Genomic DNA, 21,433 nt, shown 5'->3' with positions numbered 1-21,433 from the left:
CTAGTGCGCGCCCGCCTGATGCGGCAGGAGTTGGAGAAGCACAAGCTGCCGGGCCTGAGCCGGCGCGTGCCCCTCTTCTGCATTGACGGCGACATCCTGCGCCACCTCCCGGCCGCCGCGCCGGCTGCCAATCTGGTGCCCCATGGGAGCGTGCAATGAGCGGTGCCCCGCGCTGCCTGGCACGGTGCCTTCGCCTGCGGCGCTGCCGCTGCTCCTGGCGCCATGAGCGGCCCGCACGAGCCTCTGTGGCAAACTGCGCCCAGGTGCTTGAAAACACCTCACAACAAGCGTCCGGCCGCCACGTCAGCGCGGCTTTGTCATGCCCGGATTCCGTCAGGTTTATGGGCAGGGTGCGCCTATCCGTAAGGACGGCGGCACGTCTTGTTGCGTGTTTTCAACACCCTGCCCACCCGCTGCGCTTGAAAACGTGGCGGGTGGCTTCTGTAGCTCGACAAGGAGCCCGGAACCATGGCCCAAAGCCCCAAGTCCGCCCACGCTGGCGGCACGTTGCGTTTGCCTGCGCAACCTTCCTCTTCCTCCTACGTTCCCCCTCATTACCTGCGCCGCGTGGCGCGTCGCATCCTGCTGCGCGCTGCCTTGAGCGGGCGCATTTCCTGGCTGGTGGCGCTGCCGCTGCTGGAGCAGATCGGGGGCGCCGAATGAGCGCCGGCAGCACCCGAATCCCCGGCCGCAGGCCTGAGCCGAGTGCTGTTGAGGATCTGCGTGCCAAGGCAGACAGCGCGCTTTGGCAGGCAGTGCGGCGCAGCGAGGATGCGCACTATGTCTTGGCCTACAAAGTGGCCTCGCTGCTGGCCGTGTGCGAGGTAGCCACCAAGGCCGTGCACGCGCTGTCTAGCCTGGATGCCGCGGCATCGCTGGACAAGCCGTTGAGAGCGCGCCTGAACAGCATCGAACCCGAGTGGGCAGGCGCAATTGCGGATGAAAGTACGCCGTATCACATTGGGCAGTGCCTGCTTGTTGCCCGCGACATGTGCGCCGAAGTGGCGGGCGAGCTGCAGACGCTTACCGACCAAGCAACGGCAGCGAGGCGGGCGCTGAGTGACGGCGGGGGCCGCGCCGCTCATGCCCCAGCAGGAAGCGACGGCCAGGCATGACAGGACCGCAGTACCGCAAGGGCCAGACTGGCCCGGCAGCGCCGCGCGTCATCACGCCTGACCTGGTGCGCAGTGCCCTGCTGTGCATCCCGCCGGACGTGGACCGGGAAACCTGGGTGCGCCTGGCCATGGCCTGCAAGTCCGAGCTGGACGGCCAGGGCTTCGAGCTGTGGGACGAGTGGAGCAGCAGCGCCCAGGGCTACAACCAAGCCGACGCCCGCGACACCTGGCGCAGCATCAAAGCCGGCGGCCGGGTGCGCATCGGCACGCTGTTTTCCATCGCCAAGGACCACGGCTTCCGCTTCCCCGATGCCGATGGTGTGCAGGCGTCTGCACCGGACCCAGCAGAGGTGCAGCGCCTGGCCGAAGCCCGGCAGCGCCAGCGCGACGAAGAAGAAGCCAAGTACCGGGAGCGGGCCGACAAGGCAGCCGTGAAGGCCGCGCGCATGTGGGAGCACGCCAGCGAGCAGGGCGCAAGCGCCTACCTGCAGCGCAAGGGCGTGCAGGCCCACGGCGTGCGCTTCATGAGCGACGGCACTTTGCTGGTGCCCATGCGCAACGAGGCCGGCGAGCTGCAGAACCTGCAGCAGATCACGCCCACCAAGCCCACCGAAGAGGAGCACGCCGAAGGCAAGCGGGAAAAGCGCTACCTGTACGGCGGGCGCAAGGCGGGGCTGTGGCACATGGTGGGCGAGCCTCAAGGCGCCGCGCTGGTGGCGCTGGCGGAGGGGTACGCCACGGCGGCTACGGTGCACGAGGTGGCGGGCCACCCGGTGGCCGTGGGCTTCGATTCCGGCAACCTGCCGGAAGTCGCCAAGGCGCTGCGCCGGCTGTACCCGGCCGCCCGGCTGCTGGTGGCCGGTGACGATGACAAGGCCACGGAAGCGCGTACCGGCAAGAACCCCGGCCGCATCAAGGCGCAAGCCGCGGCCCGCGCCGTGGGCGGCCTGGCCGTCTTTCCCGAAGGCCTGCCCGATGACGGCAGCGACTTCAACGACCTGGCGCAGCACGCCGGGGCCGGTGCGGTGCTGGCGCTGGTGGAGCGCGCGGCCGGCGAACTGCTGGCCTTGCCGCTGGCCCCTGGTACTGAAGATGCGCCGGCAGCCGATGCGCCGGCCGGCACTGATACCGCTGCCGAGCCCGCCAGCGCCCCGCAGAAGGCGCCGCGCAAGCGCGCCAAGGGCAAGGGTGCTCCGGCCACGGACGGCAGCGCCAGCGCCCCGCCTGCGCCTGATGGCGGGGCAGGGGATGACGGGGGCGACGGCGGCACGCGGCGCCCGCGCGACCCCTTCCACGTGGACGAGCGCGGCGTGTGGTTCATTGCCCGCGACAGCGAGGGCAACGAGAAGCCGCCGCAGTGGCTTTGCGAGCCGCTGCACGTGACAGCCATCACCCGCGACGAAACCGATAACGGGTATGGCTACCTGCTGGAGTTCCGCAACCGTGACGGGAACCCCCGCACCTGGGCTGCGCCGGCTGCGCTGTTCGGTGGGGAATCCAACGAATGGGCCGCACGCCTGCGGGATATGGGGTTGCGTACAGCTACCGGTGTGCGCGCTCGCAACCTGCTGGGGCAGTACATCGACAGCCGCAACCCATCCGCCCGTGTCACGTGCACGGACCGCGTGGGCTGGCATGGCCCGGTGTACGTGCTGCCTTCGCGGTGCATTGGCTCCACGGAGGGCCGGCGCTTCGTGTTCCAGAGTGAAGGAGGCATGGAAGACACCTTCCGGCGCCGCGGCACGCTGGATGACTGGCAAGAGGGCGTGTCTGCCCGTTGCGCTGGCAACTCGCGCTTGGTGTTCTCCCTGGCCTGCGCCTTTGCCGGCCCGCTGGTGGGGCCGCTGCAGGTCCAGACCGGCGGCTTTCACCTGGTGGGCGATTCGTCCCTGGGCAAGACCACGGCGCTCCTGGCGGCGGCCAGTGTGTGGGGATCTCCGAAGTTCAAGCAGCAATGGCGCACCACGGATAACGGCCTGGAAAGCGTGGCCGTGCAGCACTCGGACTGCCTGCTGATCCTGGATGAAATCGGGCAGATGGATGGCCGGGTGGTGGGCGACTGCGCTTACATGCTGGGCAACGAGGCGGAAAAGATTCGCGGCTCCCGCGGGCTGCTGCCGCGCAAGCGGCGCACCTGGCGCCTGCTGTTCCTGTCTTCCGGGGAAAAGACCTTGGCGGACCACATGCAGGAAGCGGGCAAGAAGCCCAACGAAGGCCAGCTTGTGCGCATGCCCTCGGTGCCGGCCGATGCCGGCGCCGGGTTGGGCATGTTCCAGACCCTGCACGGCCTGGCCGAAGGCGCGGGCGCTGGCAAGGCTTTTGCGGAAGCCATCACCAGCGCCAGCGCGGCGGCCTATGGCGTGGCCGGCGCCGCCTGGCTGGAATGGCTGGCCGGGCACATGGGCGAGGCTGCCGAGCTGGGGCAGAGCCTCATGCGGCGCATGGAGCAGGAATGGGTGCCGGCGCACTCGCATGCGCAGGTGTGGCGCGTGGCCTCGCGCTTTGCGCTGGTGGCTGCGGCCGGCGAGTTGGCAACCAATGCCGGCGTGACGGGCTGGGAGCCGGGCGAGGCTGAAGCCGCTGCCCGCGAGTGCTTCATGGCCTGGCTGCGCACCCGGGGCCACGCCGGCAACGGCGAAACGGCCGCGATGCTGCGCCAGGTGCGCGCCTTCCTGGAGAAGAACGGGGACGCTCTCTTCACGTGGACGCATCGGGCCATGGATGACCGGCGGGCCAATACCCCGTTGCGGGCCGGCTTCCGGCGCCTGGTGGACGAAGAAGGCAAGCCGTTGCGGATCGACGCGGCGGCCGAGTACATGGAGCACGTGAGCACGCCGGAATCCTCGGAGAAGCGGGAGGCGCTGGTGGAATACCTGGTGCTCCCCGAAGCCTTCCGGCGCGACGTGTGCAAGGGCTTCGACCCGCAGGCCGTGGCCCGGCTGCTGCAGCAGCGCGGCCACCTGGTGCACGAGAAGGACCGGCTGATGAACAAGCAGCGGCTGCCCGGCATGAACAAGGCCCCGTGCTTCCACATCAAACCCAGCATCTTTGAAGACGACCTCTGAGCCACCGGCCCAGGTCCAGTCCCTCAAGCGCCAGCGCGGCAACACGCTGGCGCTTTTCGTTTATGGGCCCGTGCAGACGTTTGCACGGGCCGGCAGCGCCAGCGGCGGCCGGGCGGTGCGTGAGCTGCTGTGCCTGGTGCTGACCGAGCTGCAGGGCTTCGAGCTGCTGGCCGGGCGCTGCGCCGGCTGCCGGCGCCACCATGGCGCCGCGCTGGCCTCGGTGGGCCGTGCCGCTGGCCGGGTCCAGAGCATGGGCTTTTTGCAGCTACAGTAAGCTCATGCGCTACGAGCACGACCCCGCCAAGCTGGCCGCCAACGTGGCCCGTCACAGGGTCTGGTTCCACGAGGCTGAAGGCTTCGAGTGGGAAACCGCCGACATCAAGGCGGACGACCGCAAGCGCTATGGGGAGACGCGGTTTCAAGCCACGGGCTATATCGGGCTGCGTCTGTACGTGATGGTCTTTACCTTGCGCGGCGCGGCGGTTCGCCTGATCAGCCTGCGCAAGGCCAATCCACGGGAGATGAACCGCTATGGGAAAACTTAAGCCCGGGACGATCTGGCCCACCCCTGAAGAGGAGAAGGCCATCAATGCCGGCATCGCGGCGGACTCTGACAACCCCGAACTGGATGACGAGTGGTTCAAGAAGGCCAAGCCTGCAAGTGAGTTCTTCGACAAGGAGACTTACGAAGGCCTTGTGGCCCTCAAGCGCCGTCCCGGCCAGCGCGGCCCGCAGAAGGCGCCGCGCAAGCTGGCCGTGACAGTGCGCTATGACCCGGAAGTCATCGAAGCCTTCCGCGCGAGTGGCGAGGGCTGGCAGACGCGCATGAACGAAGCGCTCAAGGACTGGTTGAAAACGCACCCGCAGGCACGCTGAGGGCGGCGGGCGCCGTACCAGGTGTGGCCTGCGCTGCCGTGCCTGGTGCGGATCAGGCCGCCGGCCGTGTTGCAGGTGGCTGCACGGTGCGGCCCGCATGGCGCAGAAGTTCTAAGTTATGAGCCACGCTGAAAAACCGGCTTGAGCTTGGCTCACAAGGTATTGATCACGGCTTATGAGCCATGGCATGATCTAGGCACTATCTTTTGAGCCACCTTGCACCATGAGCCGCCTTGCCTATTACCGCGTGTCCACCACGGATCAAAGCATTGACGCCCAGCGGCACGCCATGGGCGGCGGCTTTGACCGGGAGTTCAAGGACGAAGGGGTGAGCGGCGGCGTGCCGGCGGCGGCGCGGCCGGGATTCGCCTCGCTGCTGTCCTTCATCCGGGAGGGCGACACGCTGCACGTGTACGCGGTGGACCGGCTGGGCCGGGATGCGCTGGACGTGCAGGCCACAGTGCGCGAGCTGTTGCGCCGTGGCGTGGCCGTGGAAGTGCACGGCCTGGGCCGGATTGCGCAGGGCGTGGGAGAGCTGATCTTGGCCGTGCTGGCGCAGGTGGCTGACATGGAGCGCGCCCGCATCCTGGAGCGCACCGCGGCCGGCCGCGACAAGGCGCGGGCATCCCTGGCCGAGACAGGCCGCACGCACAAGGGCAAGGTGAGTTTGGGCCGGCCGCAGCAGGCCGACCCTGCAGCCGTGCGCGCCTGGCGCACCGAGAACGGCGCCAGCATCGCGGCGACGGCTGCCCATTGGGGCCTGTCATCTGCCACGGTCAAACGCTACTGCGCTGCGGGCTGACCGTGCCCATGGGGGCCGCCAGCGCCAGCAGCGGCCAGGCGGTGCGTGAGCTGCCGCGCCTGGTGCTGACCGAGCTGCACGGCTTCGAGCTGTTGGCGCTGCCGGCTGGGGCACTGTGCCGGTTGTCGGCGCAACCACGGCGCCGCGCTGGCCTCGGTGGGCCGTGGACCTTGCCGGCGGCCAGCGTGCGCGCCTGCGGGCTGCCGCAGGCCTGCACGGTGCCGGCGCCGTGGCCGGCCACCAGCGCCAGCGCCGGCCAGGCGGTGCGTGAGCTGCCGCGCCTGGTGCTGACCGAGCTGCAGGGCTTCGAGCTGCTGGCGCTGCCGGCCGGGAGCTGCACCGACTGCCGGCGCCACGACGGCGCCGCGCTGGCCTCGGTGGATCTGTGGGCCTTTCTGCTGGCAAGCCACCAGCGCCAGCGGCGGCCAAGCGGTGCGTGAACTGCTGCGCCTGGTGCGAATCACGCCGGGAAATTGTCCCCGCCCGAAATTCGCGGCGGGGACAAGTTTGGAGCTGCCGGGGACAGAAGAAGCGTTGCGCGATAAGGACTTGCATCGCTGTCCCCGTTGTCCCCGCTGTCCCCGGCGCAATTTGCAGTGAACCGGAGCGCATGCCGGTTTTGCACGGGTCCGCAGGGCCGGCAAGCGGCGCCGGGACGGCGACCCAATTCCCATTTGCCAGCATGGGAATGACCGGATAACACGCCGGATAACTGGCTTGCACGGCAGCCTAAAAATTCATGTAAATCAATGGTTTGGCAGAAGCATTCAATGGTCCCCGGCCCATTCATAGGTCCGGCTAAGGCCGCAAAAGACCGAAAAGCCCTAGAGAATCAACGCTCTAGGGCTTTTTCTTGCCCGCTTCATGGCAGGGCAGACCTCGGCAGGCGCGACAGCTGCCCGCCCCGCCGCTCGGGGCAGGGCGGCCGCGCACCCCTTACAGCAGCTGCGACGGGTCCTTCTCCAGGAACTGCTTGAGCTCCGATGGCGTGCCCAGCACGTTCACGTCAGCCACCGGCAGGTCCGCAATGGAGATGTGCCTGCCCTGGCGGATGAGGTGCGTGTACAGCGGCGCCACGTAGCGTTCGCCCTTGACGAGGTTGGCGTCGTCGGAGAAGAACTCCTCATACGCATTCACGTACTCCTGCGCCTGCGCGAACCAGTACAGGCCAATGGAGGCATGCTCGGAAATGCGCTGCTTCTCCGTGATGCGCTCGGCCCAACCGTCGGCGCCGAGCTTGACGAAGCTCCAGTGCTCGCCCGGCACCTGGAAACACGGCACCCAGCCATCCGAGCCGGGCCGTATGTCGGCGGGCCGCAGGACGCGCGGGTTCACGTAGGTGTCGATGTTGTAGATGAGCAGCGGCGCCTGCGGCGCCCACAGCGCGCGCGAGACGTAGGCGCTGGTGGCCTGCCCATCCGTCACCTGCTCCACCTCCACCACGTGCGCGTCGTGCAGGCCCAGTGCCTCGCAGCGCCGCAGCACGAAATCGCGCGACCGGTTCTCGGCCAGGCAGACGAAGATCACCCGGCTGTCCGCATCCAGAAAGTCCCGCAGCGACAACATGGACCAGTCGAACAGCGTGCGCCCGTGCGCTTCGATCTCGTACTTCGGAACGGTGTAGCCGGCCTCATAAAAGCGCGAACCACGACCGGCCATCGTGATCACGATATTTTGCGTCGTCATCGCGGCTTTACTCCTGTCCCAGCATTTTGTGGATTTCCGTCTCGCTCATGCTCAAAAATTCGTTGGGGCGCACGGCGCGGTCGTCAATATAAAAACCTCGTTTGCGCGGCCAGGGTTTGCCGAACAATATCTCGTCGTAGGGTACATCCCATTTTGCAAGCCAGTCCAGCAATACCGGAGCAGTATGCTTGTTGATCAGTCCGACGTTGTTGCCGTAGGTTTTCATGTTGCGCGAGGTATACAACAAAATCCGGTAACCCAGGGCCTGATACTCGCGCAGCTTGGCAATCATTGCGTGGTGTGGCTCCACGTCGGCATAAGACTGGTCGGCCGTCTTGATGCTGCACAGCGTGCCGTCAACATCCACGACCAGCGTGCCATCCACCATATTCGATGCGTCAATCATTTTCCACCTCGTCGAGGATACTGTGAGCGGTGAGCAGAAAGGCAATCACCTTGTTGGGGTGATCAATATGCAGCGGCAACATGGAAAGGAATAACGATGCCTCTCCCAGTCGCATGATCTTCACATCGTGTCCCAAAGCCTTTACACGGCGCTTGAAGTCGGGCTTGAGCTGCGGCTGCCTGCCGTGGTCAATATGCAACTCCAGGTCGTTGCCTTCCGTGAAACCAACACGGTAAAGCCCGTTGTTGATGAAGTCATAATCACCCAGCACACTGTGCGAAACCTTGCAAAGGTCGTACAGCGGATGCGTCCACACCTCCTGCGGTGTCATGGCCCCCTTGGGGTCTATGAACTTCATGAGGTAGCGCTGCTGGTCGTAAAGAATATTGGAGAAGCACGGGTCGCCATGACCCGCCACGGCATGCTCGAAAGCAAACTGCTTTTCGTGGCGCGCATACAGCGCAAGATAGCGCTTCAATTGCTGCTCCAGGCCCAGCGCCGGCGTGGCACTGGCCACCAGCCGGTCTATGCGCTGGCCTTCTTCCATTTGCAGAAACTGGCGTGCGCGCGCCTGCACCTTGTCCACGAATAAATCCCGCGCCACCGCCGCCGATGCCGCCCGCGTGCACGCCTGCCGCGGACGCTGCGCAATGAAAAACAACAGCCTGTCCACGAAGGCGGAAAACGACTCGGCATCAAAAGCGTCATGCACCCATTGCAGCGCCGCATCGGCCAGGTAGTAACGCATCATTTTGTAAGATGCGCGGTCCCCATTTTCCTGAAAATCAAAAGGCTGGATCAGCCATGGCCGCATGGACTCGGGCACGGATTCATAGAAAGAATATTCCGCCCGCATCTTGCGCTTGTCCGTCGAACTCTTGGTGTAATAGTAAGAGTCGATCTGCACGGCATTGAAATAACGCGTTGCCGTGGCTCCCGTGGTGAAGCTCAGAAAATCGCGTATGCGCCCCAGGTCCAAGGGCAGCACGGACTCGAGCCGCGGACAATCCTGCCACGCCTGCTCCCAGGTGTGCACAGGCCCGCCCTCCAGCGCCGGCCACCGCGAAATCAAGTCGTGCGCGTTGTGCAGAAACACGAACAAAGGCTTGTAAAGCCGGTCGGTAAAATCTTCTTCGGCATAAGGCAGGCGCTCGATCAACTGGTGTAGCCGCTGCCCGTCCGTGAAGCCGGCCCGCCCGGCAATAATGCAGGCTGACATTTCCTCGCTGCCCGCCTCAATATATTCGCGCACCGCGGCCAAATCCTGCGCGCTGCGTACGTGCATGAGCTTGGCACGCGCCCAGGGGGGCAGCGTCGATTTCAAGTGCTCGCTGAGGCGGCGACGCTTGAAAATGATGTCGCCAAAACGGCGGTTGCCAACCAAACCGCTGACTTCATCGGCGGCATACTCCCGGTCGTCCAGGATGATCAATATGTTGGGAGAGGAAGCGGACTTCATTTTGATTTCACGATTCCAAGACGCAAGCCTATGCCCCCGAAGACCATGAAGCACAGGGACAGGGCCACCAGCACCAGCGACTGGTACAAGCCAAAAGCCCCGGCCTCGCCGGCGTGCCCCCCCGGCAAACTAGCCACCAAGCCCGCCACGAACAGTGAGGAAAAATCGGGTTCACCTATCGAAAACTGGCTGATGAACAGCGACAGGGCCAGTATCTCAAAACCCCATATCAGCACCGATATCAGGAACAGGCCGGACAGGCGGCCCTCGACGGACTTGTAGATTTCCAATTCCAACTTGCGTAGCGCATGATTGATGCGCAATACCCGCAGGCCTCGCGCGCTGTGGCTGGAAAGCACCAGGTGGCGGCTGAGATAAACGCATACCTTGGCCACGGCAAACAGCCCAAGCAATCCCAGCATGCTCACCAGCACAAATATCATGAAGACGATGCGCATGGGTTTGGGCACGCCGACGTTGAGCAGGTAGAGCGTCAGGATGAAACCCGCGATCACCACCATGTCGCTGAACCGCTCGGCCAGCCAGACCGCCAGCGCCTTGCGGCGGCCGCCAAATGCCTTGAAAAAGGCCGCCAGCCGCAGCGCCTCGCCCAATTTGAAGGGCAGGAAGCTGCTGGGAAATGCCGTCAGGGCATGCGCGGTCACCAGGTCGAATACCCGTTCCCGCTCATCCAGCGTCAGCAGGCCCAGCCGCACCATGCGAAGTAAATGCGCGCACAGGTAAATCGCCGCCACGGCCAGCAAACCGGCCATGTGTGCCTGGTGCCGCAATTCGGCAATGGCCGGAAAGCGCCACCACAGCCAGGCCGACGTCAGCCCAAGCAGCGCAAGAATATAGAGATGGACGCTGCGCGACGTGGCCATGTTCAGGTGCGCGGCGACTGCCTGTGCAGTATCTGCCCTGTATAGGTGTCAAAAGCCTTGGCACGCATCTCCTGCCTGAAGAAGGCGCCGCGCTTGAAAAAATAGCCTGCAAGCAGCTCCAGCACCCGAAAAGCCTGGCGGAACAGCTTGACGTTGGAAATCTGGTCATCCTCCCGCCAGCTGATGGGGAAAAAGCGCACCGACTGGCCGCGGTGATAACTCGCCAGCAGCATGACGTAATTGAAGGTCAAGTCGTCCGGGAAGTTCTTGTAATAGAAATCCCGGAAGCCGGCGAGCCGGTAAAGGTTGAGGCCCGACCCCAGGTCGTGAATATTTCGAAACGCCGCTATGGAGAACAGCTTGTTGTAGACGTGGTTGCCGAAAGTGCGAAAGGCAGAATATCCCTTGAGTCGGCTGCCCCGCATGAAGCGGGCACCCATGAGACAGTCCGTTTGAGTATGTTCACCCTTTTCCAGCAAGGGTGCCATATCATGAATGTCTCCCTGGTCGTCTCCGTGGAGCACAACAAGATAATCAAAGCCATTTTCAATGGCATAGCGGAACGCAGCCTTGTGCGAGCCGCCCAGGCCATAATTGTTGTCGTTGCGCCAGGCAATGAAATTGCAATGCTTGAGCTTGCTTTTGCCGCAGGCGATGGCCGCCTGCAAGGTATTGTCGGGCGACTGGTTGTCTACCACCATGACGGTATCCACCAGGCGCTGCAGGCGCTCGTCGAACTGTTCGATGACGCGGGTGATCTGCGCCTCGCAGCGGTAGGCGGGGATGAAGACCAGAATTTTGGAATTGGTGTCAGGCATGGCTGGATCTAGCCCTGTGCATATATTGGGTCAGAACTTTCATGAAAATGTAGTTGGATACCAGGTTGAATGGGGTGATGATGATCTTGGCGCTTGCGTCCGTGTGCCCTCCGATAAAGGGCAGGCCCGGAGCCTGGGACAGTGCCTGGGCCACGATGTGCAGCGCCCAGGAATAGGCCAGGATGGAAAAGAACTGGCCGACCCAATACACCAGCAGAAAATGATGCCTGGATTTGGCGTTGACGTTGAATACACGCTGGAGCGATGTGATCCAGACAAACGTCAGTCCCACGTAGGAGGAGAAGAAGTTGGCCACCGATTCCGGTAAATGGGCCGCGCCTACCAGGACCAGGAAAGTGCCAAAGTCAAGAAACCACCCCATGCCGGACAGGGTGGCAAAATAAAGAAAATTCCTCAAATTGACCCAATGAAATGGATTCATGCCGACTGCCGTACCGCAGTATTGCGATTTTCAAGCATTTGCCCGAAGCGCTGGCCCAGGCGCAGGCAAGGCTTTTCGACGAAATGCCATGACAATGCCGCCAGCAGCAAGGCAAGCGGCATGGCGATGAGCGTGATCGCTGCGGCCGAAGGAGCGTTCGAGCCGTTGTGCAGCAGCGCGTAGGCAATTTGCTGGCTGGGCCAGCCGTAGAGGTACACGCCGTAAGAGTAGTCGTGGCGCAACGGAAGCTTGCGAATGGCAAATTCCGACCTTGCCAGGCAAAGCGAGGCGGCTACAGCAAAAACAAACAAGGCCGCCCGCTGCAGTTCCGTATGGCGTGACATAGCCACCAGGCCGATGGAAATGATGAGCAGCCAGCGATAATTCAGCCGGATCTGTTTTTCCAGGCTGTAGAAAATGCCGCCGAGCAGGAAAATGATGGAGAAGTCCGGGAAACTTTCCGTTCCCAGCAGGCCCTGGTTGTTGCCCAGCAGCGGCATGCGTCCGGGGCTCACGGCGATGATCCCGATGGCGGTGATGAAGGCCAGGCAGCGAATATTGATGTCTTTGGTGACGCCCATCAGGTACAGCAGCGCCAGGAATAAATATAGCCTCAGTTCGAGGGTGATGGACCACAGTGAACCGTTAAGGCCTTTTTGAGGATGGGTCTCGAACACGCCCGGTACGAAGTGAATGTTCCAGAGGCCGATGGAGTTCGCGGTGAAGTACCTGCGAATATTGCTGTCGTGAAGGACGCTGCCCAGGTCGGTGCCGCCAAAAGCCCAGGTGACAAAGTAGGCCACGAAAAGGCAGCACACGATCAAGGCCGGATAGATCCGCGTGGCGCGCTTGACCAGGTAAGCGCCTACGCTGCGGCTTTCTGCCAAGCTTTTTGTCACCAGCGCGCCACTGATGAAAAAGAACACCACCACGCTGAGTTCACCGGCGTGGGTGACGCCACCCACGTGCCTGGCCAGCCATTCGCCGCCCTGGGTCCAGGCGTAGCTGTGCGAGTAAATGACCAGCAGTGCCGCCAGCAGCCTGACGAGGTTGAAATTATTGGCTTGTTTTTCAAAAATACTGGTCATGGCGCTTGCCCGCACGGCGTATTGGAAGCATGTCGTGTGCTTGGGGATCAATTGGTTTGGGCGGGGCGAGCCAAATAGGCAAGCCAGACTTGGTCCTGGCCGCTGCGCCCCTTGCACTTCACGACGGTTTGCACGTCGAACCCGGCCGTACGCGCGAAGTCATTGATTCTTTGTTCATCCGCGGCTGGCTGGTTTGTCAGAAACTCCTTGCCCAGCACGAGAACAACAGATTTTTGAGCCTGCAAACCCACTTCGGTGGACAGGCGCTGCTGCATAGCGGCCAGTGAGGGGGATTCCACGGCGGAGTAGCGCGGCCCGGATGCCGTAACGGCTCCCATCCAATATCCCCACTGCGGAAAGAGCACGAAACTGCCCGGCGGGACGGTATTGAGGTGGCTGACGGCCACGTTGATCACGTCCGAATACATGCCGTTTCCGCCCTCGTTTTTCAGCCGCTGGGAGAACCGGGCGGACATCGTCGCATTAAAGAGAAATGCGAGCGCGCACAATATCAATCCCGCAACCGGCAGGCGATGCGTGGCGCCGGATTTTCCGCCGGCAGCATGCAAGGGCAGGCCCGTTGCGATCATGGCGTACAGCACCGGCAGCAGCATGATGTAGTGTTGCAAACCCAGGGGGCGGCCCACCAGCATGCCGACCAGAAAATGCCCGGCCAGGATTGCGAACCACAATTTCATCAGCATCCGGCGCTGGTCGGCCTCGGCGCTGGCGTCTGATTTTGCCCTTGATCTCCATAGGCTGAAAAGGCAAAACAGCGGCCCCACGGCTAAAAGAATTGCGCCGCTACGGCGTATCAGTTTGCTTGCGGCGGATTCGAAAAATATGGTTGCTTCAACGGCAGTTCCTGCACGCAGGTTGGCTAGGCGCTTGAAAACAATGCCTACGCGGGAGAGGATGCCGCCTTGCTCATTGTCCACCACGCCGTAGGCCGTTTGAAGCCCGCGCAGCTGCTGAATATATTCTCCAATATTGGTGTTTCCGATGATGGAGAGGTGGGCGTAAACGAAAGGGGAAAATCCGGTGCAAACGCCTGCCGCCAGCAAGGTGGCGCGTGCACGCAGCTCAGGCTGTTTCCTGGTCAGCACGAGGTAGGTTGGAACCAGCAGGGCAGCGTAGAACGCAAAAATGAAATAGCCGTAAGCCGCGAATCCAGTGAATAGGCCGGCTGCAAACAGGGAGCGGTGTGGTCGCGGGCTCAGGGGCAATTGCGACGTATAGCGCCCCAGGATACCCAGGCCCAAGGCCAGAAAAATAACCGGCGTCAATTGCAGGTAGTACTGCGTGCGCCAGGCATAGAGAAACGAGGGCTCGACGGCGAGCAGGCCAAGACCGACCAGGATGGCACGGCGTGGTACTTTCCATTGATCCAGCGCCCATGCCAGGCTGGCCAGCAGCGACACACCCAACAGCGTATGGAACAGGCGGACTTCATACAGTCCATAGCCGAACAATTTGAAAAACAGCAGGCCCAGGTATGCCGTGACGTTGCCGCCATACAAGGAGTTGAGCAAGGGCCAACGGTAAGGCCCAGCCAGGATATTGTCCGGGTAAATCCATGCAGGCATGGCCAGATCCCCGCGCACCATCCATGCCGCCTGGTAATCGGGGTTGACCGAGTCCATGTAGAGGCCCGGCAATGAGATTTCCCGCAATGCCAGCACCAGAAAAAGCAGCACGGGTATGCCGACATACCATGTCTTTTTATCGATCTGTGCTGGTGTGGTGTTTTTCATTGGAGCGGGTTTGTGGTGGGTTCTGTTATGTTTTGCGGTCTCTCAATCCAGACCGCGGGCCGATGCAAAACACCGAGAAACCGCCCGGTCAGGATATTCTTGGGTATTCCTGGCCGTGGGAAAAGGCTGCGCTGGTGTGTGGCTTTATTGAGTCAGTCACGCGACGCGGAGTGCGCTGTTTTATTCGGGTGGCTTGGATTAAATTAAATGGATATTGAGCATGTGTTGGCGGCACTGCTTTTCGTATTGCAAAACAACCATCGATTCTAACTTGCCGCCTGTTGCCCCCGAATGCGGTCCGTCGATGCAGGCCGAAGCGCCCGCATGTCCTGACGTGATTTCTGCACAGAGCCCCGGCGGGCCCGGCGCCCGGGCTTGCCCTCAGCCCCGCCCAACGTAGGGCATGCCCGTGGCCATCACGGTCATGGTCAGCACGTTGGCCTCCAGCGGCAGCCGCGCCATGGCCAGGAAGGTGCTCGTCACGGCGTCCATGTGCATGCGCGCTTCGGGGCGGATGCTGCCGTCGGCCTGCATCGCGCCCTGCGCCATGAGCGTGGTCATGTCGGTGGCGACGTTGCCGATGTCGATCTGCCCAACGGCGATGTCGAACGCACGCCCCTCCAGCGCCGCCGCGCGCGTGAGCCCGCTGATGGCGTGCTTGGTGATGGTGTAGGGCGAGGACTGCGGCCGCGGCACGTGCGCTGAGATCGAGCCGTTGTTGATGATGCGGCCCCCCCGCGGCGACTGCGCCTTCATCAGCCGGAACGCCTGCTGCGTGCACAGGAAGGGACCGCTCAGGTTCACGTCCAGCGCCTCGCGCCAGCGCTCCAGCGGCAGCTCCTCCAGCGCCATGGGCTGGGTGAACACGCCCGCGTTGTTGAACAGCAGGTCCAGCCGCCCAAAGCGCTGCGCCACCGTGTCAAAGAGGCGCCGCACGGCCTCTGCGTCGCTCACGTCGGCGCTCACCGCCAGGGCGCGCGCGGCGATGTCGCCCCAGGGGTCGCCCGCCGCGTCTATGGCCTGCTGCAGCGGTGCCAGCCGCCGCCCAACGAAGACGACGCGCCAGCCGTCACGCAGCAGCGCCTGCGCACAAGCCAGCCCTATGCCGCTGCCCGCGCCGGTGACGAGGGCGACCTTGTCGTGGGGAGTTCCGTTCATGTGAGTCTCTGGTGTCTTGGGTCGTGCCTGGGCCCGCGAGCGCGCCGGCGGCGGCCACGGGGCGGGCAGTATGCGGCACGGCATCGGCGGGGCAGGGCGCGCGGCGCCGCCACAATCGCGCCCCATGAGCACCACCCCCACTCCTGACGCCACGCCGGTCTTTACCCAGGTCCAGCTCTTCACGGACAGCGACGGCCGCGCCCGCTTTCGCGACGTGCAGATCCCGCTGACCGAGGGCACACCCGCCTCGCGGCTGTCGCAGGCCATGGCCGCCAGCGCGTTGCAGTTGCGCCAGAGCCCTGTCGGCTTCCAGAGCAGCTTCCACTGCACCGGCCACCCGCAGTGGCTGTTCGTCCTGCGCGGGCGCATGGAAATCGGCCTGCAGGACGGCAGCACCCGCGTCTTCGGCCCCGGCGAGCATTTCTATTCGGCCGACACCTTGCCCGCGGGCGCCGTGTTCGACCCCGCGCTGCACGGCCACCGCAGCCGCCAGCTGGGCGACGAGCCGCTGGTGACGCTCTTCGTCCGCGACTGAAGCGGCGAGCGCTCTTCGCGCTGCGGGCACGTGCGTTGCCGACTCTGGTCAGCCAAGACGGGACATTCCATGGCGCGGGGCGTGATGCGCTCCAGGCCACGGGACGCCAGCGTCGGCGTAACACAGGAGTCCATCACATGAGCATCATCCGCAAGAGCCTGCTGGCCGCCGCCGTCTGCGCGGCCGCCGCCACCGGCATCGTCCACGCCCAATCCTCCGGCGCGGGCACGACAAACAGTCCGAGCAGCACGGGCATGGGCGCGGCCACGCCGGGCGTGCCGGCACCCACGGGCCCCAACACGGCCACCAGCCCCAGCGTCACCGGCGCGGGCGCGGGCAGCACTTCCGGCTCCGGCAGCACCAGCTCCGGCAGCATGGGCTCCACCACCGGCGCGGGCACCAGCAGCGGCTCCATGTCCAACGGCCAGACCAGCAACAACTCGTCCGCCAACATGGGCACCACCCCGGGCACCATGGGCAACAACGCTCCCACCACAGGCAGCGGGGGCACCAGCTCCTCCACCATGCAGCCTTCCACCGGCACCACCGGCTCCATGAGCAGCGGCAACAGCGGCAGCACCTCGTCGGACATGTCCTCCGGCTCCACGGGCAGCAGCAGCTACGGCAGCGGCTCCACGGGCAGCACGCGCACCCCGCGCGCCGACCGCAACTGACCCACCGACACCCCGGTCGGTCCCCGGTCATTCACGAGCCGGCACCGAACGCCAAAAGGACCGCCTCGGCGGTCCTTTTGCTTTGCCTGCTGCTTTTCCCTTTCCCGGCTTTCCGGCGCTGGGGCTTGTGCCCGGCGCCGCGCAGGCCCCCTTTCTCGTTCAGCGTCTGGCGGCTGTCGAAGCCTGGGCCAGCGCCGGCGTGGCCGGCGGCATGTTCAGGAACACCTCGCGCAGCGGCCGCGTTTCCGGCAGCACGTACACCACGGGCGCGGCGCCGGCGCGGCTCACCGGCATGAGCACGGTCTCGAAAAAGGCCGTCGGCACGTTGATGCAGCCGTAGGAGATGCGGTTGTCGGCCACGCCCGCGCTGGCCAGGCGCTGCAGCCGCCGCTCGGCCGGGTTGGTGGTGAGCACGCGGTGCATGGAGACGGCCGCGTCGTAGTCCACCCACAGCACGTCCTCGCCGCGCAGGTTGTGGCCTATCTCGCCCTGGAAGCGCCCGGCCGGCGTGGTGCGCTCCTGCGGTTTCACCTGCGACAGCGGCTTGTCGCCGATGCCGGGCACCGTGTCGTCGCCGCGGGCCAGGCCCAGCAGCACGGGCGCGTCGCCGCGCAGCCGCCCGCCGGGCTCGAACACGTACAGCCGCGCCCGGCGCTTGTCCACGATGACGAAGGGCCGCTGCCCCGCGTCGCCGCTGTCCAGCGCCCAATCGGCCACGCGGCGCACGTCGGCCGCGGCGTGGCGGGTGCCGAAATCTGCCTGGGGCGCGGCCGCTGCGGCGCCCAGGCATCCCGCGGTGGCCAGCAGCGCCACCCACTGCCTGCACTGGTTCAAGGCCGATCCTCCTGCTGCTGTGAAAAGCTTCCCCGTGCACGGCAAGGCCGGTTCCTGGGAGGCGGCAACCAGGTGCGCGGGTGTCGCGGTGCTCCGGCGGTCCGCAGCCCCGGCGGAGTCCCGCCTGCCGGCGGCTGGGCCGTGCCGGTGCTCGCGGCCGGCCGCTTGCCGAAGGAATTACACGGGCGCGGCGGGCGGCTCATGCCTTTGCCTTGGTGTTGCGCAGCACCACCAGGCGCGACAGGCCGAAGAGGTTGACCGACTGCACGGCCTGCAACTGCCAGTCGTGCACGAGGATGTGCTCCTCGAAGCCGAAGTCGGACCTGAACCCCACCCGCTGCGCCATGGAGCGCACCGCGCGCTCCATCAGCCACCAGAAGCGGCTGCCGCTGAAGTGGTTGACCACCAGGATGGTGCCGCCGGGCCTGCACACGCGGCGCACCTCGGCCACGAGCCGGGCCGGTTGCGGCGTCACCGACAGCACGTAGGGCATGGCCACGCAATCAAAGCTGTCGTCGGGGAAGTCCATGGCCTCGGCGTTCATCAGGTGCAGTGCGATGTCGCGCCCGCGCAGCGCCGCGGCGCGCGTTCGCGCCCGCTCCAGCATCTCGGCCGAAAGGTCCACGCCCACCACGCGGGTGTGCGCGGGATAGCCCGCCAGCGTCAGCCCCGTGCCCACGCCCACTTCCAGCAGCGAGTCGGGCTGCAGCGCGGCGGCCGCGCGCGTCATGGCGCGGCGTCCGGGCTCCAGCACGCGGCCGAAGATCAGGTCGTACAGCGGGGACCAGCGGTCGTAGGCCTGCACCACGCGGTGCGCGGGCATGGGCGCCGGCGCGGGGGCCGCGGCGTCATCGCGGGCGGCGTAGGGGGCGGGCTTGCCGCGCCGTGCGGCCTGGGGCGTGGAGCTCATGGGCAGAACCTCCTGCAGTGGTGGCGCGAGTGTTGGCGGTGAAGGAGCGCTGCTGCAACCGGGGTGCCACCCCTCATGGCAGGCACCGGGCTTGCCGGCCTGCGCAGGTCGGCAATGTCGCCGAGCCCGTTGACAGAGGTAAGCCATGAAGCAGCAAGGCAGCTCCAGCCAGCAGCAAGGCCAGGGCAAGCAGTCGCAGGACAAGCAGCAGGACCAGTCCAGCAGCTCCGGCAGCAAGCAGCAGCAGGGCCAGAAGAGCCCGCAGCACAAGCAGCAGCAGAAGTAAGGCGCGGCCTTTTTCGGCAGTTGGGGTCGACCCCAGCCGCCGGCCGCGGCCCGCCGCTCAGGGCTGGCGCGCCGCTCCCAGCGGCCGCCACCAGCCCGTGGCCAGGCTGGTGCCCAGCAGGATCACCACCCCGCCGGCCAGCATGGAGGGCGTCACCGCCTCGTGCAGCACCAGCCCACCCCAGAGCATGGCGAACAGCGGCACCAGGTAGGTCACGGTCGTGGCGTTGGCCGGCCCAACCTGCGCGATGAGCCGGAAGTACATGACGTAGGCCACGGCCGTGCTCAGCACCCCCAGCGCCAGCGCCGCGCCCCAGGCGGTGGCGGACGCCGGCTGCGACGGCCAGGCCAGGGTGGCCGGCACCGCCAGCGCGACGGTGGCCAGCATCTGGCTGCCCGTGGCCAGGGCCAGCGCGGGCACGCCGGTGAGCCAGCGCCGCGTGGCGTTGGCGGCCACGCCGTACATCAGCGTGGCGGCCAGGCAGGCCAGCACGGCCAGGCCCGTGTCCTGCGCGCCGGCCTTGAAGCTGGCCTTGTCCCAGGCCAGGCCCAGCACGCCGGCAAAGCCCAGGGCCAGCCCAAGCATGCGCTGCGCGTCCATGCGCTCGCGAAACCACAGCCACGCCACCAGCGCGCCCCACAGCGGCGTGGTGGCGTTGAAGATGGCCGCCAGCCCGCCGCTGATGGACTGCGCCGCGAAGCTGTAGCAGACGAAAGGCAGCGCGGAATTCAGCAAGCCGACCACCGCCAGCGCCGCCCAGCGCCCGCGGCAGGCGGCCAGCGCCTTGGGCTGCGTGAGCAGCAGCAGCGGCAGCAGCACGGCGCTGGCCACGGCCACGCGCACGGCCGCCAGCGGCGAGGCACCGAAGGCCGGCGCGGCCAGCCGCATGAACAAGAAGGAGCCGCCCCACAGCGCGGCCAGGACGATGAGCTCCAGCCGGTCGCGCCCCTTCATGCCCATGCCCCAGGGGCGCCGGGCGCGGCGGTGGCGCTTGCAGTGGCGCCAGCCGTGCCGGCCGGCGGGGCAAAACGGCCTGTCACCAAAGGAAAATTTGCGGTACGGCTTGCGTGCGGCCGGCGTGGCGGTTGAGCGGGAAACTGCAGGGATTTCATCGCCGGATCATAGGCGGGGCGATCGTTGCGGCTTTCGCGACCGCCGGGGCGCGATCCCGTCCCATGGGCTGGATTGGCGCAACGGCAGGGCGCGGCGGCTGCCTACAATCCCCGGCAGGAGGACATCCATGCAGACTGCCGCTTCCGCGTTCAAGGCTTACGACATCCGTGGCGTCGTCGGCCAGACCATTGACGAGACTTTCGCTGAACACCTGGGCCGCGCCTTCGGCACCGAGGCCGTGGCCGCCGGCGAGCGCGCCGTGGTGGTGGGCCGCGACGGCCGCCTCTCCGGCCCGGGCTTGTCCGCCGCCCTCATGCGCGGCCTGGCCTCGACGGGCCTGGACGTGGTGGACCTGGGCGCCGTGACCACGCCCATGCTCTATTACGTGGCCGCCACGCGCGGCCAGCACGGCTGCCACAGCGGCATCCAGGTCACCGGCAGCCACAACCCCAAGGACTACAACGGCTTCAAGATGGTCCTGGCCGGCCGCGCCATCTATGGCGAGGACATCCAGGGCCTGCGCCGCCGCATGGAGGCCGAGGACTACGCGCAGGGCCAGGGCCGCATCGCGGCCATGGACATCGTCCCCGAGTACACGCACCGCATCACCAGCGACTGCAAGCTCGCGCGCCCCATGAAGATCGTCGTGGACTGCGGCAACGGCATTCCCGGCGCCAGCGCCCCGGCCATCCTGCGCGCCCTGGGCTGCGAGGTGATCGACCTCTACAGCCGCGTGGACGGCGACTTCCCCAACCACCATCCCGATCCCAGCAAGCCGGAAAACCTGGCCGACCTGATCAAGGTGGTCAACGCCACCGAGGCCGAGCTGGGCCTGGCCTTCGACGGCGACGGCGACCGCCTGGGCCTGGTCACCCGCGACGGGCAGATCATCTACCCCGACCGCCAGCTCATGCTGTTCGCGCGCGACATCCTCGCGCGCAACCCCGGCGCGCAGATCATCTACGACGTCAAGTGCAGCCAGCGCCTGACCGAGGTGGTGCGCGAGGCCGGCGGCGTGCCGCTGATGTGGAAGACGGGCCACTCGCTGGTCAAGGCCAAGCTCAAGGAGACGGGTGCGCCCATCGCCGGCGAGATGAGCGGGCACATCTTCTTTGCCGAGCGCTGGTACGGCTTCGACGACGGCATGTACACCGCCGCGCGGCTGCTGGAGATCCTCTCGCGCGAGGCCGACCCCAGCGCCGTGCTCAACGCGCTGCCCACGAGCTTCAACACGCCGGAGCTCAACGTGGCGTGCGAGGAGGGCGAGCCGCACGCGCTCATCGAGAAGCTGCGCGAGACGGCGCAGTTCCCGGGCAGCGAGCTGGTCACCATAGACGGCCTGCGCGCCGACTACGCCGACGGTTTCGGCCTCATCCGCGCCTCCAACACCACGCCGGTGCTGGTGATGCGTTTCGAGGGCCACACCGATGAGGCGCTGCACCGCATCGAGGCCGACTTCATGGCCGCGCTGCGCACCGTGAAGCCCGACGCCCGCATCGCCGCGGCGGCGCACTGAAAGGCGGCGGGG

Annotated in this window: 24 protein-coding genes; 12 read left to right on the top strand and 12 right to left on the bottom strand. The window is 65.8% G+C overall.

Features of this window, described 5'->3' with window-relative positions; genetic code table 11:
- Positions 1 to 468: 468 nt before the first annotated feature.
- From ALA01S_RS07010 to ALA01S_RS06975, 8 genes are all read left to right on the top strand, one after another.
- Positions 469 to 663, top strand: coding sequence for a hypothetical protein (locus ALA01S_RS07010; protein WP_066333940.1), 195 nt, complete (start codon positions 469 to 471; stop codon positions 661 to 663).
- Positions 660 to 1,115, top strand: a complete 456-nt coding sequence (locus tag ALA01S_RS07005; protein ID WP_066333937.1) for a hypothetical protein — start codon at positions 660 to 662, stop codon at positions 1,113 to 1,115. Before ALA01S_RS07010 ends, ALA01S_RS07005 begins: the two co-directional genes overlap by 4 nt.
- Positions 1,112 to 4,180, top strand: a complete 3,069-nt coding sequence (locus ALA01S_RS07000; protein ID WP_066333934.1) for a DUF927 domain-containing protein — start codon at positions 1,112 to 1,114, stop codon at positions 4,178 to 4,180. The genes ALA01S_RS07005 and ALA01S_RS07000 overlap by 4 nt, the downstream gene beginning before the upstream one ends.
- Positions 4,164 to 4,454: a hypothetical protein gene (locus ALA01S_RS06995; protein WP_066333931.1), complete on the top strand. Its 291-nt coding sequence runs from the start codon at positions 4,164 to 4,166 to the stop codon at positions 4,452 to 4,454. The genes ALA01S_RS07000 and ALA01S_RS06995 overlap by 17 nt, the downstream gene beginning before the upstream one ends.
- A gap of 4 nt (positions 4,455 to 4,458) precedes the next feature.
- The gene (locus ALA01S_RS06990) at positions 4,459 to 4,725 is read left to right on the top strand and encodes a BrnT family toxin (RefSeq protein WP_066333928.1); all 267 of its coding nucleotides are present in this window, start codon (positions 4,459 to 4,461) and stop codon (positions 4,723 to 4,725) included.
- Positions 4,712 to 5,056 carry a BrnA antitoxin family protein gene (locus tag ALA01S_RS06985; RefSeq protein ID WP_066333925.1) on the top strand — a complete coding sequence of 115 codons (345 nt, stop codon included), beginning with the start codon at positions 4,712 to 4,714 and terminating at the stop codon, positions 5,054 to 5,056. Before ALA01S_RS06990 ends, ALA01S_RS06985 begins: the two co-directional genes overlap by 14 nt.
- A gap of 223 nt (positions 5,057 to 5,279) precedes the next feature.
- The gene (locus ALA01S_RS06980; RefSeq protein WP_066333921.1) at positions 5,280 to 5,858 is read left to right on the top strand and encodes a recombinase family protein; all 579 of its coding nucleotides are present in this window, start codon (positions 5,280 to 5,282) and stop codon (positions 5,856 to 5,858) included.
- An 8-nt stretch (positions 5,859 to 5,866) separates the two neighbouring features.
- Positions 5,867 to 6,298 (top strand): hypothetical protein, encoded by a 432-nt coding sequence (locus ALA01S_RS06975; RefSeq protein WP_066333918.1) that lies wholly within the window; start codon positions 5,867 to 5,869, stop codon positions 6,296 to 6,298.
- A 496-nt stretch (positions 6,299 to 6,794) separates the two neighbouring features.
- On the opposite strand, the gene ALA01S_RS06970 is transcribed toward ALA01S_RS06975, so the two are convergent.
- The 9 genes from ALA01S_RS06970 to ALA01S_RS06930 form a co-directional block, all read right to left on the bottom strand.
- A complete protein-coding gene (locus ALA01S_RS06970) occupies positions 6,795 to 7,544 on the bottom strand; it encodes a glycosyltransferase family 2 protein (protein WP_066333915.1) in 750 nt (249 codons plus the stop codon).
- 7 nt (positions 7,545 to 7,551) lie between these two features.
- Entirely contained in the window at positions 7,552 to 7,950 is a 399-nt protein-coding gene (locus ALA01S_RS06965; protein ID WP_174548609.1) for an HAD family hydrolase, read from the bottom strand.
- Positions 7,943 to 9,409, bottom strand: coding sequence for a hypothetical protein (locus ALA01S_RS06960; protein WP_066333909.1), 1,467 nt, complete (start codon positions 9,407 to 9,409; stop codon positions 7,943 to 7,945). Before ALA01S_RS06960 ends, ALA01S_RS06965 begins: the two co-directional genes overlap by 8 nt.
- Complete coding sequence (locus tag ALA01S_RS06955; RefSeq protein WP_066333907.1) at positions 9,406 to 10,293, bottom strand: lysylphosphatidylglycerol synthase domain-containing protein; 888 nt, start codon at positions 10,291 to 10,293, stop codon at positions 9,406 to 9,408. Before ALA01S_RS06955 ends, ALA01S_RS06960 begins: the two co-directional genes overlap by 4 nt.
- A 2-nt stretch (positions 10,294 to 10,295) precedes the next feature.
- The gene (locus tag ALA01S_RS06950) at positions 10,296 to 11,111 is read right to left on the bottom strand and encodes a glycosyltransferase family 2 protein (protein ID WP_066333906.1); all 816 of its coding nucleotides are present in this window, start codon (positions 11,109 to 11,111) and stop codon (positions 10,296 to 10,298) included.
- Positions 11,104 to 11,553, bottom strand: a complete 450-nt coding sequence (locus ALA01S_RS06945; protein WP_084267280.1) for a GtrA family protein — start codon at positions 11,551 to 11,553, stop codon at positions 11,104 to 11,106. Before ALA01S_RS06945 ends, ALA01S_RS06950 begins: the two co-directional genes overlap by 8 nt.
- Complete coding sequence (locus ALA01S_RS06940) at positions 11,550 to 12,641, bottom strand: acyltransferase family protein (RefSeq protein ID WP_066333902.1); 1,092 nt, start codon at positions 12,639 to 12,641, stop codon at positions 11,550 to 11,552. Before ALA01S_RS06940 ends, ALA01S_RS06945 begins: the two co-directional genes overlap by 4 nt.
- 47 nt (positions 12,642 to 12,688) lie before the next feature.
- Positions 12,689 to 14,395, bottom strand: a complete 1,707-nt coding sequence (locus tag ALA01S_RS06935; protein WP_157118798.1) for a glycosyltransferase family protein — start codon at positions 14,393 to 14,395, stop codon at positions 12,689 to 12,691.
- A 381-nt stretch (positions 14,396 to 14,776) separates the two neighbouring features.
- A complete protein-coding gene (locus tag ALA01S_RS06930) occupies positions 14,777 to 15,553 on the bottom strand; it encodes an SDR family oxidoreductase (RefSeq protein ID WP_066333898.1) in 777 nt (258 codons plus the stop codon).
- A gap of 124 nt (positions 15,554 to 15,677) precedes the next feature.
- Between ALA01S_RS06930 and ALA01S_RS06925 the strand changes: the two genes are divergently transcribed.
- Positions 15,678 to 16,088, top strand: a complete 411-nt coding sequence (locus tag ALA01S_RS06925) for a cupin domain-containing protein (RefSeq protein ID WP_066333895.1) — start codon at positions 15,678 to 15,680, stop codon at positions 16,086 to 16,088.
- Between the two features lie 137 nt (positions 16,089 to 16,225).
- The gene (locus ALA01S_RS32610) at positions 16,226 to 16,762 is read left to right on the top strand and encodes a hypothetical protein (protein ID WP_157118797.1); all 537 of its coding nucleotides are present in this window, start codon (positions 16,226 to 16,228) and stop codon (positions 16,760 to 16,762) included.
- A 159-nt stretch (positions 16,763 to 16,921) separates the two neighbouring features.
- Here the strand turns inward: ALA01S_RS32610 and ALA01S_RS06915 are convergent, their stop codons facing one another.
- Together ALA01S_RS06915 and ALA01S_RS06910 are read right to left on the bottom strand one after the other, a co-directional pair.
- Positions 16,922 to 17,596, bottom strand: a complete 675-nt coding sequence (locus tag ALA01S_RS06915) for a L,D-transpeptidase family protein (RefSeq protein WP_174548608.1) — start codon at positions 17,594 to 17,596, stop codon at positions 16,922 to 16,924.
- A gap of 199 nt (positions 17,597 to 17,795) precedes the next feature.
- A complete protein-coding gene (locus ALA01S_RS06910; protein WP_066333889.1) occupies positions 17,796 to 18,506 on the bottom strand; it encodes a class I SAM-dependent methyltransferase in 711 nt (236 codons plus the stop codon).
- 145 nt (positions 18,507 to 18,651) lie between these two features.
- On the opposite strand from ALA01S_RS06910, the gene ALA01S_RS33900 reads away from it, so the two are divergent.
- Positions 18,652 to 18,792, top strand: coding sequence for a hypothetical protein (locus ALA01S_RS33900; protein WP_169805860.1), 141 nt, complete (start codon positions 18,652 to 18,654; stop codon positions 18,790 to 18,792).
- 57 nt (positions 18,793 to 18,849) lie between these two features.
- Here the strand turns inward: ALA01S_RS33900 and ALA01S_RS06905 are convergent, their stop codons facing one another.
- Positions 18,850 to 19,746 (bottom strand): DMT family transporter, encoded by an 897-nt coding sequence (locus ALA01S_RS06905; RefSeq protein WP_066333951.1) that lies wholly within the window; start codon positions 19,744 to 19,746, stop codon positions 18,850 to 18,852.
- A 286-nt stretch (positions 19,747 to 20,032) separates the two neighbouring features.
- On the opposite strand from ALA01S_RS06905, the gene ALA01S_RS06900 reads away from it, so the two are divergent.
- Positions 20,033 to 21,421 carry a phosphomannomutase/phosphoglucomutase gene (locus tag ALA01S_RS06900; protein ID WP_066333887.1) on the top strand — a complete coding sequence of 463 codons (1,389 nt, stop codon included), beginning with the start codon at positions 20,033 to 20,035 and terminating at the stop codon, positions 21,419 to 21,421.
- The last annotated feature ends 12 nt before the right edge of the window (positions 21,422 to 21,433 follow it).

Source organism: Azohydromonas lata NBRC 102462 (assembly GCF_001571085.1).
In the GTDB taxonomy this organism is placed as follows: Bacteria; Pseudomonadota; Gammaproteobacteria; order Burkholderiales; family Burkholderiaceae_C; genus Azohydromonas; species Azohydromonas lata.
The sequence above is the reverse complement of the archived record's forward strand: the minus strand, read 5'-3'. Positions and strand labels throughout refer to the sequence as shown.